The sequence below is a fragment of the Yersinia similis genome (genome assembly GCF_001053095.1).
Lineage (GTDB): Bacteria > Pseudomonadota > Gammaproteobacteria > Enterobacterales > Enterobacteriaceae > Yersinia > Yersinia similis.
The window spans coordinates 202832-221549 of sequence record NZ_CGBP01000004.1 but is presented as its reverse complement, the minus strand read 5'-3'; the positions used below and the strand labels follow the sequence as shown (position 1 = coordinate 221549).

The following is an 18718-nucleotide window of genomic DNA, read 5'->3' as shown; positions in this document are numbered from 1 at the left end:
CGAATTTACCACCCAACAAAATTACGCTTTGTTGACATATATCAAATTCAATTGTAGCACGTTAACACTTTTGTGAAAAAGACTTACAAGAATACTAGCTTAAGGGATAGTAGACTAAATTATGTGACTGATTTTCACTACTATTAACATTAAAATCAGAAGTTCACTCATATTCAGAAAGAGTGATTTCTAATATATTGATTTTTATTGGTAAAAATCAATATTCTCTTGGCATTATGGCTATAAGTAGTTTTATCTCTTCAGTACCTTATTTAGCACGAAAGTGTAAGAGAAATTATTGCTAATGTTAGAGGAATGTAAAGGTAATAGCAGGGTATCTTATTTTACTATTTTTAAAATCACTAACGCCAATAAGCCTTCTTGGCACGTCAATGGTTCTGAGTGTGAGTAATATATTTTCAGTAAATAGCAGTAAAAAAAGTTAAAAAAATATTATAGGGAATAATCGACTTAGAATGGATTTATCATCTGCTTTTTTGGGGTATTTTTTCATCAAATCCCCTGATAATTTCCTGCTGGTTAGTGAATTACGCAGAAATACCCTCTTAATTTATTTGGCTGTTTAGATGAAAAAATTTGACTTGAGGGGGCGATTGCTTTAACCAATAGGGGGACAGCTTCAATAATGAGACAGACAGATAGCATGCGATACATCAGCCTGAACACAACAATTATTACCACCACCGAAACCACAGGTTACGGGGCGGGCTGACGCGTATAGGAACAACAGAAAAAAGCCCGCACCTAGACAGTGCGGGCTTTTTTTTTCAATCAAATCTTTGCAAAAAAGTTTGCGATAAAAAGCGCGAAAGCGGGAGAGAATCAGAAATGCGAGTGCTGAAATTTGGCGGGACATCAGTGGCAAATGCAGAGCGCTTTATGCGTGTTGCCGATATCATCGAAAGTAATGCGCGTCAGGGACAAGTGGCGACGGTGTTATCCGCTCCCGCGAAGATAACGAACCATCTCGTTGCCATGATCGATAAAATGGTCGCAGGGCAAGATATCTCCCCGAACATCAGCGATGCTGAGCGGATTTTTGCTGAGCTATTGCGTGGATTAGCTGATGCTCAGCCAGGCTTTGATTACGATCGCCTAAAAGCCTTGGTCGCCCATGAGTTTGCGCAACTCAAACACCTACTACACGGCATTTCGTTGTTGGGGCAGTGCCCGGACAGCATTAATGCTTCAATCATTTGCCGTGGCGAAAAACTCTCCATCGCCATTATGGAGGCGTTATTTCAGGCTAAGGGCTATCATGTTACGGTGATTAATCCAGTCGAGAAATTGTTGGCGCAAGGCCATTATCTCGAATCCACTGTTGATATCACGGAGTCTACCCGCCGTATCGGTGCCAGTGGTATTCCATCTGACCACATTATCCTAATGGCAGGCTTTACCGCGGGTAATGATAAAGGTGAATTAGTGGTGTTGGGGCGTAATGGCTCTGATTATTCTGCCGCGGTGCTAGCTGCCTGCTTACGGGCAGATTGTTGTGAGATCTGGACCGATGTTGACGGAGTCTATACTTGTGACCCACGTACCGTACCAGATGCCAGATTACTGAAATCTATGTCATACCAAGAGGCAATGGAGCTTTCCTATTTTGGTGCTAAAGTTCTTCACCCCCGCACTATCGCTCCTATCGCCCGCTTCCAAATCCCTTGCCTGATAAAGAATACCTCTAACCCGCAAGCCCCCGGTACTTTGATTGGTGGCGAAAGTATTGATGAAGACTCCCCAGTCAAAGGTATTACCAACCTGAATAATATGGCGATGATTAACGTTTCAGGGCCTGGCATGAAAGGGATGGTCGGTATGGCCGCCCGCGTTTTTGCGGTGATGTCGCGCAGCGGTATTTCAGTGGTGCTAATAACTCAATCCTCTTCTGAATACAGCATCAGTTTTTGTGTGCCACAAGGTGAGTTATTGCGCGCCCGCAGAGCGCTGGAAGATGAGTTTTATCTGGAGTTGAAAGATGGTGTCTTGGATCCTCTGGATGTGATGGAACATCTGGCGATTATCTCTGTAGTCGGTGATGGTATGCGCACCTTGCGCGGTATTTCTGCCCGTTTCTTCTCGGCTCTGGCGCGCGCCAACATCAATATTATTGCTATCGCTCAAGGCTCGTCTGAGCGCTCTATTTCTGTGGTTGTTAATAATGATGCGGTCACCACCGGGGTGCGAGTTTGCCACCAGATGCTGTTTAATACGGATCAAGTCATTGAGGTGTTTGTCATTGGTGTGGGTGGTGTGGGGGGGGCATTAATCGAACAAATCTATCGTCAGCAACCGTGGTTGAAACAGCGTCATATCGATTTACGTGTTTGTGGTATCGCGAATTCAAAAGCTATGCTGACTAACGTGCATGGCATTGCATTAGATAACTGGCGTCAGGAACTGGCTGAAGTCCAGGAGCCATTTAACCTGAGTCGCTTGATCCGTCTGGTTAAAGAGTATCACTTACTGAACCCAGTCATTGTTGACTGTACCTCAAGCCAGGCGGTTGCTGATCAATATGCTGATTTTCTGACCGATGGCTTCCATGTGGTGACGCCAAACAAGAAAGCCAACACTTCATCAATGAATTATTACCGCCAAATGCGCGCCGCCGCGACAAAATCGTGCCGTAAATTCTTGTATGACACTAACGTTGGGGCTGGGCTACCGGTGATCGAGAACTTACAGAACCTGCTCAATGCGGGTGATGAGCTGATGCGCTTCACCGGCATTCTGTCCGGGTCACTTTCCTTTATCTTCGGTAAATTGGATGAAGGGATGTCATTGTCAGAGGCAACACGGCAAGCCAAGGCGCTGGGGTATACCGAACCCGATCCACGTGATGACCTCTCTGGTATGGATGTCGCCCGTAAATTGTTGATTTTGGCCCGTGAAGCAGGGTACAAACTTGAGTTGGCTGATATCGAGGTTGAGTCCGTCTTGCCAACAAGCTTTGATGCTTCAGGTGATGCTGATACCTTCCTGGCGCGCCTGCCATCACTGGATGCTGAATTTACCCGCTTGGTAGCGAATGCTGCGGAGCAGGGCAAAGTGCTGCGTTATGTCGGGGTGATTGAAGACGGGCGTTGTAAAGTGCGGATGGAGGCAGTTGACGGTAACGACCCGTTGTATAAAGTTAAGAATGGCGAGAATGCGTTGGCTTTCTATACCCGCTATTATCAGCCAATTCCGTTGGTGCTACGCGGTTATGGCGCGGGTAATGACGTGACTGCCGCTGGGGTGTTTGCCGATCTTTTACGCACATTATCATGGAAGTTGGGAGTTTAAATATGGTTAAAATCTATGCTCCTGCATCGATTGGCAATGTCAGCGTCGGCTTCGATGTATTGGGTGCGGCGGTTTCGCCGATAGATGGCACATTGCTCGGTGATTGTGTCAGCGTAACGGCCGCAGAGCGTTTTAGTCTGCATAATGAAGGCCGTTTTGTCAGCAAATTGCCTGATGATCCCAAACAGAATATCGTTTATCAGTGTTGGGAACGCTTTTGCCAGGAGATGGGCAAAGAGATCCCCGTCGCCATGGTGTTGGAAAAGAATATGCCGATCGGATCGGGGCTAGGTTCCAGCGCCTGTTCAGTGGTCGCAGGCTTGATGGCGATGAATGAGTTCTGCGGTCAACCGTTGGATAAAGTCACATTACTCGGCATGATGGGGGAACTGGAAGGGCGGGTCTCGGGCAGTATTCATTTCGATAATGTCGCACCTTGTTATTTAGGGGGCATGCAGCTGATCCTTGAGCAGGAAGGTTATATCAGTCAGGATGTTCCTGGTTTTAGCGATTGGTTATGGGTGATGGCCTATCCGGGGATCAAAGTGTCTACCGCAGAGGCGCGGGCGATTTTACCGGCGCAGTACCGCCGTCAGGATTGCATCACTCATGGGCGTAATTTGGCGGGGTTCATTCACGCTTGCCACACTCAGCAGCCAGATTTAGCCGCTAAAATGATGAAGGATGTTATCGCGGAACCTTATCGCACTCAATTGCTGCCAGGTTTTGCTGCTGCACGACAAGCAGCACAAGATATCGGTGCGCTGGCCTGTGGTATTTCCGGATCCGGCCCCACGTTGTTTGCCGTCTGTAACGACCAGGCAACCGCACAACGCATGGCGGGCTGGCTACAAAATCATTACCTGCAAAACGACGAAGGTTTTGTTCATATTTGCCGTCTGGATACCGCAGGCGCACGACTACTGGGATAACGCATGAAACTGTATAACCTTAAAGATCATAACGAGCAGGTCAGCTTCGCACAGGCGATCAAACAAGGCTTGGGCAAACAGCAGGGGCTATTTTTCCCGTTGGAGTTGCCCGAGTTCGAACTGACTGAGATCGATAAACTGCTGGATCTGGATTTTGTGACCCGCAGTAGCCGCATTTTGTCGGCTTTTATTGGTAGCGAAATCGCACCAGATGTCTTAACCAAACGTGTACAGGCGGCTTTTGAATTCCCAGCCCCTGTTGCACAGGTTGAAAATGATATCGCCGTTCTGGAGCTGTTCCACGGCCCGACCTTGGCGTTTAAAGACTTTGGCGCACGTTTTATGGCACAGATGCTGGCCGAAGTTGCTGGCGATCAACCCGTCACTATTTTAACGGCAACATCGGGTGATACCGGTGCGGCGGTGGCCCATGCATTCTACGGGCTGAAAAATGTCCGAGTGGTTATCCTTTATCCACGTGGCAAGATTAGTCCGCTGCAAGAAAAGCTGTTTTGTACTCTGGGCGGTAATATTCACACGGTGGCGATTGATGGCGATTTTGATGCTTGTCAGGCACTGGTTAAGCAAGCTTTTGATGATGAAGAACTGAAAACCGCGCTGAGTTTGAATTCCGCTAACTCAATTAATATCAGCCGGTTACTGGCACAAATTTGTTACTACTTTGAAGCTATAGCCCAGTTGCCACAAGAGGCGCGCAACCAACTGGTTATCTCTGTACCAAGCGGTAACTTTGGTGATTTGACTGCCGGTTTGTTGGCAAAATCTTTAGGGCTACCGGTGAAGCGCTTTATTGCAGCCACTAATGCTAACGACACCGTGCCACGCTTTTTGGTTAACGGCCAGTGGCAGCCAAAGCCAACTGTTGCCACGTTATCGAATGCCATGGATGTCAGTCAGCCAAATAACTGGCCACGTGTGGAAGAGCTATATCGTCGCAAAATCTGGCAGTTGAAGGATTTAGGGCATGGCGCGGTTAGCGATAAAACCACAAAAGATACGATGCGTGAATTAGCTGGTTTGGGGTATATCTCTGAGCCTCACGCGGCGATTGCTTACCGTGTATTGCGTGATCAGTTGCAAGATGGTGAATTTGGCTTGTTTATCGGAACCGCACATCCCGCGAAATTCAAAGAGAGCGTAGAGGCAATTCTGGGTCAGGAATTACCTTTACCAAAACCACTGGCCGTGAGAGCGCAATTACCGTTGCTATCCCATGATTTGCCCGCAGACTTTGCACAAATGCGGGCATTTTTGATGGCATTGCCGAAGTGATCGGTTATTAGCGTTAAAGATTCTGCCATTAGCGTTAAAAGATAAAGGAGCCATTGATTGGCTCCTATAGCTCAGAAAGTAAAGGGGTCACCGCACATTTTAGTGCTGTTCAGCCCGTTTAAACACGAGTTCGTTTTTCGCCGATAATCCCGCATCAAATTCATAGCCTTCCAGATTAAAATCAACCAATTGCTCTGGTTTGGTTAACTTATTCTGAATAATAAAGCGGCTCATCAGGCCACGGGCTTTCTTCGCGTAGAAACTGATTATTTTGTACTTACCGTTTTTCTCATCCAAAAATACCGGTTTAATCAGTGAACCGCTTAATTTAGCGGGTTTAACAGCCTTAAAATACTCATCGGACGCCAAATTAATCAGAATATTATCGCCTTGCAGTTCCAGCGCCTGATTAAGTTTCTCGGTTATCTGATCGCCCCAAAAGGCATAAAGATCTTTGCCGCGTGGGTTAGCCAGCTTAGTCCCCATCTCTAAACGATAAGGTTGCATTAAATCTAGCGGGCGCAGCAGACCGTATAAACCTGACAACATACGCAAATGCTGTTGTGCAAAGTCAAAATCAGCTTCACTAAAACTTTCGGCCTGCATCCCGGTATAGACGTCGCCTTTAAAAGCCAGAATAGCCTGACGCGCATTTGCGGGTGTGAAATCAGGCTGCCATTCACTGAATCGAGCGGCATTTAAACCTGCCAGTTTATCGCTAATCCCCATAAGGCTACTGATTTGAGCTGGGGTTAGCTCGCGGCATATCTCAATCAATGCTTGTGATTTGTCCAACATTTCAGGTTGGCTAAATTTCGTTGTCGCTAAGGGGCTTTGATAATCAAGCGTTTTGGCCGGGGAGATAATAATAAGCATCACGACATCCTATTTATACCGTCATACTTCAAGCTGCATATGCGTTTGGCGATCTTCGTTTATCCCAGTCACTTGACTTAAGTCAGCGCGCTAGGGTTCGCTCTGTTGCTATCTGCCTGCAATTCGAATTATTTAGGGTATATCCAAATAATACACTGTAGCAAAAAGTACCGGCTAGCCAAAAAAAGATTAGACGATTGCTAAGATAGGCAAGCGGGTGGGTAAGAGATGATATAGTTTATCGTAAATATAGCTTGGCTAAATCGTCTCAGCACAGCAATAGTGGACGAGTTTGCTATTAACCTACTCGTTTTCAGCTATTTTAGTCAGCGAAAACGGTTGCGAGCGGAAAACGACAAAATTGGTTTTTTTTTAATCAATTTAACGGCCTTGCACCAAGGCTTCCGCATGTTATTATCAAGACAAGGCAAGGCTTCGAAATCGCCAATATTGCGAAATGGCTAACATTTCGAAAGGCCAGAATGTAATGACATGCCAAAAGTTCATGCACAAACGATGAGAAACGACAACATGACCGATAAACTTACTTCCCTACGTCAAATCACCACTGTAGTCGCCGATACTGGGGATATTGCGGCGATGAAACTGTATCAGCCGCAAGATGCAACGACTAACCCATCGATTATTCTGAATGCTGCCCAGATCCCTGAATACCGTAAATTGATCGATGAAGCTATTACCTGGGCGCGTGAACAAAGCAGCGAGCATGCTCAGCAGATCGTTGATGCGACGGATAAACTGGCGGTAAATATTGGTTTGGAAATTCTGAAACTGATCCCAGGCCGTATTTCTACCGAAGTTGATGCTCGCTTGTCTTATGACACCGTCGCCAGTGTGGCAAAAGCCAAACGTCTGATCAAGCTGTATAACGAAGCCGGTATCAGCAATGATCGCATTCTGATCAAATTGGCCTCAACCTGGCAGGGCATCCGCGCTGCGGAGCAACTGGAAAAAGAAGGTATCAACTGTAACCTGACACTGTTGTTCTCCTTTGCGCAGGCACGTGCTTGTGCTGAAGCGGGTGTGTTCCTTATTTCTCCTTTTGTTGGTCGTATTCTTGATTGGTACAAAGCCAATGGCGATCAAAAAGAGTTCGCACCAAGCGAAGATCCAGGTGTTGTTTCCGTCACCGAGATTTACCAATACTACAAAAAACACGGTTATAAGACTGTGGTGATGGGCGCAAGCTTCCGTAACTTGGGTGAAATCATTGAATTAGCCGGTTGTGACCGTTTGACTATCGCGCCTTCACTACTGAAAGAGTTAGCAGAGAGCGAAGGCCCGGTAGAACGTAAACTGGCTTACACCGGTGAAGTTCAGGCGAAGCCTGCTCCATTGACTGAAGCGGAATTCTACTGGCAGCATAATCAGGATCCAATGGCGGTTGATAAACTGGCAGACGGCATCCGGAAGTTTGCTATCGACCAAGGCAAACTTGAGAAAATGATCTCCGACTTGTTGTAATTGACACCGCTGTGGGTTACTTGCAGATCAGTATCTGAATGAGGTGGCGCAAGCCACCTTTTTTATTGCCGATTTACCGGTTCAGGTGGCTTATGAAGCCAGCAAAAATAGGCTAAATACAGCTATGCTTGCATTAATACGGTTTTTTTATCCATGTAATGTCATCGCTGAATAGTGAATTTTGTGAACGCCAGCGGTTGAGCTAATCCGGTCACGTAGTATCATCCACTCCAGATAAAAAGGCATTTCGTTGAGGTAATTACATGAATATATTGCGTATAGGTTTAGTCTCAGTTTCAGATCGGGCATCCAGTGGGATTTATCAGGATAAAGGTATTCCCGCATTGGAAGAGTGGCTGACGAGTGCGTTAACCACACCTTTTGAAGTAGAAACTCGTCTTATTCCCGATGAACAAAGCCTAATTGAACAAACACTCTGTGAATTAGTCGATGAGATGGGCTGCCATTTGGTATTGACGACAGGTGGAACTGGCCCGGCAAGGCGTGATGTCACTCCCGATGCGACATTGGCTATTGCAGATCGGCAGATGCCAGGTTTTGGCGAGCAAATGCGTCAAATTAGCCTGCATTATGTGCCAACCGCGATTTTATCCCGTCAGGTAGGTGTTATTCGTAAACAAGCACTTATCATCAATTTGCCGGGGCAGCCTAAATCAATTAAAGAAACCTTAGAAGGTGTTAAAGACGCTCAGTCTAACGTGGTGGTGGCTGGTATCTTCGCCAGTGTGCCTTACTGCATTCAACTCTTAGATGGGCCTTATATAGAAACTAATACTGATGTGGTAGTGGCTTTTCGCCCAAAAAGTGCCATTATCGATATAAAAAACTAAATAGAAAATTTCTATGATATAAGATGCCATTGTGTGCGTGTGGGGAATTTTGTACGGTATAGTAATGTTAACTTTACAAAGAGTAGAAAACTTTTTCTTCCCCAACTCTGGCTTACAACGGTGTCATATGTCTCAAGATCACAATTCATCTCAAGTCGGCTCATCCCAAATCGACTCATCTCAACATCATGTTGATCAACAACATAATCATAATCGTCGATTGAATAAGCAAGATTACAAAACACTCACCTTAGCCGCATTAGGTGGAGCGTTAGAGTTCTATGATTTTATTATTTTTGTCTTCTTTGCTGCGGTTATTGGTGATCTTTTCTTCCCGGTTGACATGCCTGAATGGCTCCGTCAGGTGCAGACGTTCGGTATTTTTGCTGCTGGTTACTTGGCTCGCCCATTGGGTGGCATCATCATGGCGCACTTTGGTGATTTGGTTGGGCGTAAAAAGATGTTTACCCTTAGCATCTTATTAATGGCGTTGCCAACACTGGCTATTGGCATGTTGCCGACATATGCCACTATCGGTATCACAGCACCTTTACTGCTACTGTTAATGCGGGTATTACAAGGTGCTGCTATTGGTGGCGAAGTTCCCGGTGCATGGGTCTTTGTGGCAGAACATGTGCCACGTAAACGTATTGGCATTGCCTGCGGTACCTTAACCGCCGGTCTGACTGCTGGGATTTTGTTAGGATCGCTGGTTGCCACAGTGATGAACACTACGCTGGGCCATCAGGCTATTTTGGAGGGGGGTTGGCGTATACCGTTCTTCTTGGGCGGTATTTTCGGTTTGTTTGCCATGTACTTACGCCGTTGGTTGCAGGAAACCCCGATCTTTAAAGAAATGCAGGCGCGTAAAACATTGGCTGAAGAATTGCCGCTGAAATCGGTGGTGGTAAACCATAAGAAAGAGGTGATTGTTTCGATGCTGCTGACTTGGTTACTTTCCGCTGGCATCGTCGTCGTTATTTTGATGACACCAACCTATCTACAGAAGCAATTTAATGTACTGCCAGAGTTGGCATTGCAGGCAAACAGCTTGGCGATTATCGCATTGGTTATCGGTTGTGTGGTTGCCGGATTGGCAATTGACCGCTTTGGGGCCAGTAAAACTTTTATCGTTGGCAGCCTGATGTTAGCGATATCGACATGGGCGTTCTATCATACCAATCTGACCAATCCAGCTCAGTTATTTCCCCACTATATGTTGGCTGGCTTCTGTGTCGGTATTGTTGGTGCAGTGCCTTATGTCATGGTGCGTGCCTTCCCGGCAGAAGTCCGCTTCACGGGCATCTCTTTCTCGTACAATGTGGCCTATGCCATTTTTGGTGGTTTAACGCCTATTCTGGTGACCTTATGGATGAAGTCATCTGCAATGGCTCCGGCGTATTACATGCTGGTGCTATCGCTGGTGGGGTTGTTATTGGGAATTTATCTGCGTAACGACATTAATAGTGAAGTGAAAGTTCAGATGCCTAAGAGGGTGATGAACTGAGTTAATTAAGTCAATTCTCCTTAAAAAGCCCATAATTTTATCAATAAGTTATGGGCTTTTATCTTTTCTGCTATACCTTAAAATTCTGATTTAAAGGTAAATCCGACTTTTTGTTTGACACGGGCTGATGGCTGGGAAATAGTCTCAGAAAATAATGTCTTGGCACCTTGTTGTTGTAAGTATCGAGCTAGTTCGTAAACTGCGGCAGTGCCTGCCCCTCTTACTGTACCTTCATTATCGGGCGATAAGACATAGTCAGGCAACGTTGCTGAGGCTACCAGTTCAACTTCATCCCTATTATTAAAACGATCTGCCAAGACAATTGCGATTATCTCTCCCCTTAATTTTGCCACTACATAAATTTCCCCAGGGCGGTTAAGAATTAATCTACGATGAATAATGCCAGTAACAATATGTCCGGCATGGAGAAGTTTACTTAAGGCGGCATTTTCATCAGAGTTGATCTCTGTATCAACATCATCATTTATATGAGCACCTTGGTACTGCTGCCCCCATTGAGCGATAGTTTCACTGATTTTTTGTCGCAATTCTCGGGCATGTTCAATTTCAGTATCGGAAAGTCTTGCATCTTCAGGGAATGGGCTTGGTGAAATTTCTATTTCAAAAGCTAACTCATTTTGTTCTACTCGTTCGCTATTTTCAATAATAGTTGGTGGTATTGGTCTATAGATGAACGATGATAATAATAGCTCATAGATACCGAGTGGTAGTTGTTCTACCTGAGATGGCGTATCTTCTGACATATAAAAAAGGTTATAGTCAAAGTAAGTTAGCTGAGCATAGTCAAATGCAGTCTTAATGTGGTCAAGAGTGCTATCTATTGATAGTGACATAATGGATTTTTTTACCGCATGACTGAGCCTTTTTTCTGCCTCTGTATTTTCTACTGCAACACCGGTACTTCCTGTTGTAATAATAGACTGTATAATTCTACCGAAATATTCTGTATTCCAAGTCCGTAGACTGCTACCGAATAATAATGTGAAGTCAGTCATTATTTCTAGCGTCCAATCGATACACGGAGGTCTAATTTGGCGAGTCTGGCGCGTGCTAAGTAGAGAGTGAATCGATACCCCACAAGTTTTTGCAACAGCAGGTAAACTGAGCGACTGATTGTTATTTACACTGTCAATATAAGTTAACATCATTTTATTTTTATGTCGCCCATCAGTGCTTGCTTCTGTTAATAAACTAGGTTTTAATGGGAGGCTTTTTCCTGCTATATGTAACGTTTTTCCTTTCGTATTACTGTTGAAGTATTGATCTGCGTTGAAAATAATTCCATCTAGTTGTTGGCATGTTCCTTGTACAATATAATTATAAAGGTTTAGGAATGGAGTGAATGCACATATTATTTTACTTGTATTTGTGATATCTCTCTTGTCCCAGTTTCTATCACCTGTATCTGCGGTAATAATGGATTTGTTAAGAATTAATGGGGTGTTTGTATTTTTATTTGTGAAGGTTAGTATGAGTGTATTACCAATCGTGTGTTGCCATTTAAATGAGATAATAGGTGATAGATCGATTAGTTGATCATCTAATGTTTGGATATATTGAACTTGCACGATATCTTTTTCTATTTGTAAAATAAATGAAAGTTTATCCAATTTATCAATGCGATCAAAAGAAAATTTAGTAATCATATTATAGTCAGAAAAAATAATTTCATTTTTTAATATGCTAATACTAGGGCCATTTGTTAAATTAATTGTATAGTCATCATTAATTCCATTTTCTTGACTATTAAAAGACAGTATAACTTGTTTGTTTACTAAACGAGGATCATGCCAGTACTCACCGAAAGCCTCAGGTAAATTTATTTCGTGTTTTTCTAAAATAATACATTTTTGATTACAGTGTAGACCTTTTATTTCCGATGCCTTAAGGCTTGTGAGTTGGTTATCCATATCCAGAGTTTTTAATGTTTCTAAGTTAATACTTTCTGTTAATTCGAAGAAAGGAGCATTGAAATGGTCATGCTTATATATTGTTGTCATCATTCCAGGAGGAACTTTTATTGATTTTATGCTGTCATTATTAATAGGTAACACGATACGATTAGAGTTAGCAAACCCTTCTGTATCACTATATAAATCTATATGTTGACTTGACGCTAAACAAGTACTGTCTCCTTGAAATTCATCTTCTGTATAAAAACATACTGCAGGTTCTATACGATATGAATTTATTTTGTTATATAACCCAAATGTTTTTATATCATTAAGATTAGTGTCGTTTTTTAATTTTTTTTCGACTCCAGAAAAATTAATGCCATCATAAAGAGTGATTACCATCCCTGGAGGAATTGAAATTGATTTAATTTTGTTGTCAAAATCACTATTGATAGGGGATTGTGATTCGTTCTCATAGGCGCAAAATGATTCACCAGAAAAATTTTCCAACTCATAAAAACAGACCTTTGCATCATTTATATCATTTGAGTAAGCTGAGAATGATATTGCGGAAACAATACTGATTAATAGTTTGTTGGTTGTTTTCATCGGCGCTCCTTGTCTGTGTTAGTTTAAATATTACTTTTCGCTATCGAGTCGCCGAGGATTATATGATGATTCGTTTTTTTTACTTTATCTATTTTTCGTTACTAGGATTGACTATTCTATAGTGTGTTTGCCATTGGGATGTTAATTAAGTGGGGTTGTACTTGGATTTGATAGGTAATTAATGGGGGCGTATTTTAAATGGCTGATAGGGAAAGTAAAAGCACCTTGAGTATTAATTTTTACCTAACATTCAAAGTGCTTTGTAATACAAGCTTTCTAATTGTGTTGTAATTAAATTACAGCTTGGGTTTGTAAGGTTTGGCTCGGTTCACCAATAGGTAATATAGTACGGCCATACTGTTCGTTCAGTACTTCTGCCATTGCTAAATAAATCGCGCTGGCGCCACAGATAATGCCTTCAAAACCGGCGAACATTAACAGCGCATGATTATCGGTGAAGTTCCCCACGGCCAATAGAGCAAACAATATCGTCAGGCTGCCGAAAACAAACTGTAATGCGCGGTTAGCGGGTAATGTGCCGATGAACATAAACAGTGTGAAAATACCCCACAGACCTAAATACACGCCCAAGAACTGGGTATCAGTAGCTTCTGCCAAGCCCATTTTAGGCAGCATCAACAGGCCGACTAAGCTTAACCAGAATGCGCCATAAGAGGTAAATGCGGTAGCGGCAAATGTGTTGCCTTTTTTATACTCCAATAGACCCGCGAGAATTTGTGCCAGGCCGCCGTAAAAAATACCCATGCTCAAAATAACAGAGCTCAGTGGGAAGAAACCTGCGTTGTGCAGGTTTAGCAAGACGGTAGTCATCCCAAAGCCCATAAGGCCTAATGGGCCAGGATTCGCCAACTTGATGGTGTTCATAAGTCCTCTGCAATTAACAGAACGCTAAAAAATGGATATTTATCCGAATAAGTATAAGGCTACTGAATGAACGAAAAGTCGTCGAAATCCCTCAGTGCGCGCCGCATCATAATGATCCGCGTCGCTAGAGACAATGATCTTGAGTGGGATAAAAAGTAATTTTTTTTCATCATCCCCCTTGATGCTGAGTTTCGTGGCCCCATCTTATTTCCAACCACAAGGACTAATCGTGGATCAGCGGATACATACATCAGTAAAATGCTGGGTGTGAAAAACATTGATTATGAGAATGCGGGCAGTTGAAAATAAACAATCCGCCCATATATAGATTAGTAACTTGACCGAATATGACTTTTTAGTGGAGGCGTTTTAGATGGGTAAAATTATTGGTATCGACTTGGGTACTACCAACTCTTGTGTAGCAATTATGGATGGTACTAAAGCACGTGTGCTGGAAAACAGCGAAGGCGATCGCACAACGCCTTCTATCATCGCTTATACCCAAGATGGTGAAACTCTGGTTGGTCAACCGGCTAAGCGTCAGGCTGTCACTAACCCTCAAAATACACTGTTTGCCATCAAGCGTTTGATTGGCCGTCGTTTCCAAGACGAAGAAGCACAGCGTGATAAAGACATCATGCCGTACAAAATTATTGCTGCAGATAATGGTGATGCTTGGCTGGAAGTTAAAGGCCAGAAAATGGCACCGCCGCAGATCTCTGCTGAAGTGCTGAAAAAAATGAAGAAAACGGCTGAAGATTATCTGGGTGAGCCAGTAACTGAAGCGGTTATTACCGTACCTGCTTACTTTAACGATGCGCAACGTCAGGCAACTAAAGATGCGGGCCGTATTGCAGGTCTGGAAGTAAAACGTATCATCAACGAACCAACCGCAGCTGCACTGGCATACGGTCTGGATAAAGAAGTTGGTAACCGTACTATCGCGGTCTATGACCTCGGTGGTGGTACTTTCGATATCTCAATTATCGAAATCGACGAAGTTGATGGCGAAAAGACCTTCGAAGTATTGGCAACCAACGGTGATACCCACTTGGGTGGTGAAGACTTCGATAGCCGTTTGATCAACTATCTGGTTGAAGAATTCAAGAAAGACCAGGGTATGGATCTGCGTACCGATCCACTGGCAATGCAGCGTTTGAAAGAAGCCGCTGAAAAAGCAAAAATCGAGCTGTCTTCTGCACAGCAGACCGATGTTAACCTGCCGTACATCACGGCGGATGGCAGCGGTCCAAAACACATGAACATCAAAGTGACTCGCGCTAAATTGGAGTCACTGGTAGAAGATTTGGTAAACCGCTCTATTGAACCACTGAAAGTGGCTCTGCAAGATGCTGGTTTGTCTGTTTCCGACATTCAGGACGTTATCCTGGTGGGTGGTCAGACTCGTATGCCAATGGTTCAGAAGAAAGTGGCTGACTTCTTCGGTAAAGAACCACGTAAAGATGTGAACCCAGATGAAGCGGTAGCAATTGGTGCCGCTGTGCAGGGTGGGGTTCTGTCTGGTGAAGTGAAAGACGTTCTGCTGTTGGACGTTACTCCACTGTCACTGGGTATCGAAACCATGGGTGGTGTGATGACTCCGCTTATCACTAAAAACACCACTATCCCGACCAAGCACAGTCAGGTGTTCTCTACTGCTGAAGACAACCAGTCTGCGGTAACTATCCATGTGCTGCAGGGTGAGCGTAAACGTGCTCAGGATAATAAATCTCTGGGTCAGTTCAATCTGGATGGTATTCAGGCTGCACCTCGTGGCATGGCGCAAATCGAAGTCACCTTCGATATCGACGCCGACGGTATTTTACATGTGTCTGCTAAAGACAAGAATACTGGTCGTGAGCAGAAGATCACCATTAAGGCCTCTTCTGGTTTGAACGAGGAAGAGATTCAAAAAATGGTACGTGATGCTGAAGCAAACGCAGAAGCTGACCGTAAGTTTGAAGAACTGGTTCAGACCCGTAACCAGGCTGACCACCTGATCCACGGAACTCGTAAGCAGTTGGAAGAAGCCGGTGATAAATTACCAGCAGAAGACAAAACCGCTATCGAAGAAGCAATGAAAGGCTTGGAAGCTGCACTGAAAGGTGAAGATAAAGCTGAAATCGAAGCGAAAACTCAGGCTCTGGTACAGGTTTCCGGGAAATTGCTGGAAATGGCTCAACAGCAACAAGCTGCCGCAGGCGGCGATGCTGGCGATACCAGTGCCAAGAAAGAAGACGACGTTGTAGACGCCGAATTCGAAGAAGTAAAAGACAAAAAATAATCGCCCTTAAGCGGGCACGGCAGTGGTAGACCTTACTGTTGCTGGAAACCAGCACGGGCGTCGAGGAAACTCTACGCCCGTGCACGCATGTTAAGGGTAGGAAAAAAGAGAATGGCGAAGAGAGATTATTACGAGGTTTTAGGCGTCAGCAGGGACGCCGAAGAGCGTGAAATCAAAAAAGCCTATAAACGCCTGGCAATGAAATTCCATCCGGATCGTAAATCGGAGGATAAGAACGCCGAAGAGAAGTTTAAAGAAGCCAAAGAAGCCTATGAAATTCTGACCGACGCACAAAAGCGTGCGGCATATGATCAATACGGTCATGCAGCCTTTGAACAAGGTGGTATGGGAGGCGGTGGTTTCGGTGGTGGTGGCGGCGGCGGCGGTGCTGATTTCTCCGATATCTTCGGTGATGTTTTTGGTGACATTTTTGGTGGTGGCCGGCGTCAGCAGCGTGCATCCCGTGGTTCAGATCTACGTTACAATATGGATCTTACACTGGAAGAAGCCGTACGTGGTGTAACCAAAGAGATCCGAATCCCAACGCTGGATGAATGTGATGTTTGTCACGGTAGCGGCGCTAAACCGGGGAGTTCACCGGTCACTTGTCCAACTTGCCATGGGGCAGGTCAGGTACAGATGCGCCAAGGGTTCTTTACCGTACAACAGGCGTGTCCTCATTGTCATGGCCGTGGTCAAATCATTAAAGACCCGTGCAACAAGTGCCATGGGCATGGTCGTGTTGAGAAATCTAAAACGCTGTCGGTCAAAATTCCGGCGGGTGTTGATACTGGTGATCGCATTCGCTTAAGTGGTGAAGGTGAGGCGGGTGAGCATGGCGCACCGTCAGGTGATTTGTACGTCCAGGTACAAGTTAAGGCGCATCCAATCTTCGAGCGCGAAGGCAACAATCTGTATTGTGAGGTTCCTATTAACTTTGCAATGGCGGCATTGGGCGGCGAAATCGAAGTCCCTACATTGGATGGGCGGGTTAAGTTGAAAATCCCTGCTGAAACCCAAACAGGTAAAATGTTCCGCATGCGCGGCAAAGGCGTTAAGTCTGTTCGTGGCGGTAGCCAAGGCGATTTGTTATGCCGAGTTGTGGTTGAAACGCCGGTTAGCCTGAGCGAAAAACAAAAACAACTGCTGCGTGAGCTGGAAGAGAGCTTTGTAGGTGCTGCTGGTGAAAAAAATAGCCCGCGAGCTAAAAGCTTCTTAGATGGCGTTAAAAAATTCTTTGACGACCTGACACGCTAATTGCGTGGTTAATTAGCGGCTAGCTAGCTAATAAAGTAAAATTAAAGAAATCCTCGATTTATATCGAGGATTTTTTTCATTATTTGAATATGGGTAAAGTGATATGCGTTATCAATAGATCGGTTTTTACGATCATTGTGCGTGATAAAAATGAATTTTTTCGATCTGATAATTATCTTAAAATTCGTGACTTGATTTGTCGAGCAACAGCTCTCTGTCCGATGTAAGGAGTTATTCATTGTGACAAATATCATTCGTCAATTTTTACGCCAAGAGGCAGCCGGCGGCCTGATTCTGATTATTGCTGCCGCTATCGCGTTGTTGATGGCGAACAGCTCCCTACAAGGGGTTTATCAATCATTTCTTGATATACCCGTCTCGATAAAAATAGCTTCGCTGGATATCAGTAAGCCGTTATTGCTGTGGATTAACGATGGTCTAATGGCTGTGTTTTTCCTGGTGGTAGGGCTGGAAGTTAAACGTGAGTTGATGGAAGGCTCTCTGGCGGGCCGCGATAAAGCAGTTTTCCCCGCGATAGCTGCATTGGGGGGGATGTTAGCCCCAGCGCTGATTTACTTACTGTTCAATGGAGCTGATGAGGTGACTCGCCAAGGGTGGGCGATCCCGGCAGCGACTGATATTGCGTTTGCATTGGGAGTGATGGCGCTATTAGGTAACCGGGTTCCAACCGGGCTGAAGGTCTTTTTACTGGCATTAGCCATTATTGATGACCTTGGCGTCATTATTATTATTGCGTTGTTCTATACCCAGCAGGTTTCATTGCAATCCTTGGGTATTGCTGCTGCGGCTATTGCTTTGCTGGCGTATATGAACTGGCGTGGTGTAGGGAAAACATCAGCTTATCTGCTGGTCGGCTTGGTGTTGTGGGTCTGTATTCTTAAATCGGGTGTACATGCGACTTTGGCTGGGGTGATTGTTGGCTTTATGATCCCGCTGCATACCAAAGACCAACGATCTCCTTCTGAATCGCTGGAGCATGGTTTACATCCGTGGGTTGCCTATTTAATTTTGCCACTGTTTGCTTTTGCCAATGCGGGTGTCTCTTTACAAGGAGTCTCTCTTGCAGGGCTGACGTCACTACTGCCGATGGGGATTGCAACAGGTCTGTTTATCGGTAAACCGTTGGGAATTTTCGCTTTTAGTTGGCTCGCGGTTAAGTTAGGGATTGCTAAACTGCCCGATGCAATAAACTTTAAGCAAATTTTTGCAGTTTCAGTGTTGTGTGGGATCGGCTTTACTATGTCGATATTTATCGCATCACTGGCATTTGAAGGCACAGATATCGCTCTGACGACCTATTCCAAACTAGGTATATTACTAGGCTCTACTACCGCGGCTGTTGTGGGTTACAGCTTACTGCGTTTGGCTTTACCCGCTCGTCGGAAGGCCGTTAACGTAAGGTAATGTACCATCACGTTATTGATCCAGCATTGCTGCCAATATGCAGGCAGCAATGCCTGGTGGAGTTTTAGACTCTCGTTATGCGTAGTCTC

Annotated in this window: 14 protein-coding genes and 1 other annotated feature; of the genes, 11 read left to right on the top strand and 3 right to left on the bottom strand. The window is 44.8% G+C overall.

The window, feature by feature from the left end:
• Positions 1-646 precede the first annotated feature (646 nt).
• The 4 genes from thrL to thrC all read left to right on the top strand — a co-directional run bounded on the left by thrL (position 647) and on the right by thrC (position 5534).
• Positions 647-733 carry a thr operon leader peptide gene (gene thrL / locus AC971_RS22730; protein ID WP_071825469.1) on the top strand — a complete coding sequence of 29 codons (87 nt, stop codon included), beginning with the start codon at positions 647-649 and terminating at the stop codon, positions 731-733.
• Positions 672-789 (top strand) — a sequence feature (Thr leader region). It overlaps the preceding gene by 62 nt.
• Positions 790-849: 60 nt before the next feature.
• Positions 850-3309 (top strand): bifunctional aspartate kinase/homoserine dehydrogenase I, encoded by a 2460-nt coding sequence (gene thrA, locus AC971_RS05245; protein WP_025382519.1) that lies wholly within the window; start codon positions 850-852, stop codon positions 3307-3309.
• A gap of 2 nt (positions 3310-3311) precedes the next feature.
• Positions 3312-4241: a homoserine kinase gene (gene thrB, locus AC971_RS05240; protein ID WP_002209238.1), complete on the top strand. Its 930-nt coding sequence runs from the start codon at positions 3312-3314 to the stop codon at positions 4239-4241.
• Between the two features lie 3 nt (positions 4242-4244).
• Complete coding sequence (thrC, locus tag AC971_RS05235; protein WP_025382520.1) at positions 4245-5534, top strand: threonine synthase; 1290 nt, start codon at positions 4245-4247, stop codon at positions 5532-5534.
• A gap of 99 nt (positions 5535-5633) precedes the next feature.
• Here the strand turns inward: thrC and yaaA are convergent, their stop codons facing one another.
• Complete coding sequence (yaaA, locus tag AC971_RS05230; RefSeq protein ID WP_002209240.1) at positions 5634-6410, bottom strand: peroxide stress protein YaaA; 777 nt, start codon at positions 6408-6410, stop codon at positions 5634-5636.
• 282 nt (positions 6411-6692) lie between these two features.
• Here yaaA and AC971_RS22725 point away from each other — a divergent pair, with 282 nt between their 5' ends.
• From AC971_RS22725 to AC971_RS05215, 4 genes are all read left to right on the top strand, one after another.
• Positions 6693-6875 carry a hypothetical protein gene (locus AC971_RS22725; RefSeq protein WP_071825470.1) on the top strand — a complete coding sequence of 61 codons (183 nt, stop codon included), beginning with the start codon at positions 6693-6695 and terminating at the stop codon, positions 6873-6875.
• 66 nt (positions 6876-6941) lie between these two features.
• On the top strand, positions 6942-7895 hold the full coding sequence (gene tal, locus AC971_RS05225; RefSeq protein ID WP_025382521.1) for a transaldolase: 954 nt from the start codon (positions 6942-6944) through the stop codon (positions 7893-7895).
• A 263-nt stretch (positions 7896-8158) separates the two neighbouring features.
• Entirely contained in the window at positions 8159-8746 is a 588-nt protein-coding gene (gene mog, locus AC971_RS05220; protein WP_025382522.1) for a molybdopterin adenylyltransferase, read from the top strand.
• Between the two features lie 127 nt (positions 8747-8873).
• On the top strand, positions 8874-10253 hold the full coding sequence (locus AC971_RS05215; protein WP_025382523.1) for an MFS transporter: 1380 nt from the start codon (positions 8874-8876) through the stop codon (positions 10251-10253).
• Positions 10254-10330: 77 nt separating this feature from the next.
• Here the strand turns inward: AC971_RS05215 and AC971_RS05210 are convergent, their stop codons facing one another.
• Complete coding sequence (locus AC971_RS05210; protein WP_025382524.1) at positions 10331-12778, bottom strand: GNAT family N-acetyltransferase; 2448 nt, start codon at positions 12776-12778, stop codon at positions 10331-10333.
• Positions 12779-13069: 291 nt separating this feature from the next.
• Positions 13070-13663, bottom strand: a complete 594-nt coding sequence (gene satP / locus AC971_RS05205; protein WP_025382525.1) for an acetate uptake transporter — start codon at positions 13661-13663, stop codon at positions 13070-13072.
• Positions 13664-14036: 373 nt separating this feature from the next.
• Between satP and dnaK the strand changes: the two genes are divergently transcribed.
• From dnaK to nhaA, 3 genes are all read left to right on the top strand, one after another.
• Positions 14037-15947: a molecular chaperone DnaK gene (dnaK, locus tag AC971_RS05200; RefSeq protein ID WP_012105698.1), complete on the top strand. Its 1911-nt coding sequence runs from the start codon at positions 14037-14039 to the stop codon at positions 15945-15947.
• Between the two features lie 111 nt (positions 15948-16058).
• Positions 16059-17204, top strand: coding sequence for a molecular chaperone DnaJ (gene dnaJ, locus AC971_RS05195; protein WP_025382526.1), 1146 nt, complete (start codon positions 16059-16061; stop codon positions 17202-17204).
• A 240-nt stretch (positions 17205-17444) separates the two neighbouring features.
• Positions 17445-18629: a Na+/H+ antiporter NhaA gene (gene nhaA / locus AC971_RS05190; protein ID WP_025382527.1), complete on the top strand. Its 1185-nt coding sequence runs from the start codon at positions 17445-17447 to the stop codon at positions 18627-18629.
• Positions 18630-18718: the final 89 nt, after the last annotated feature.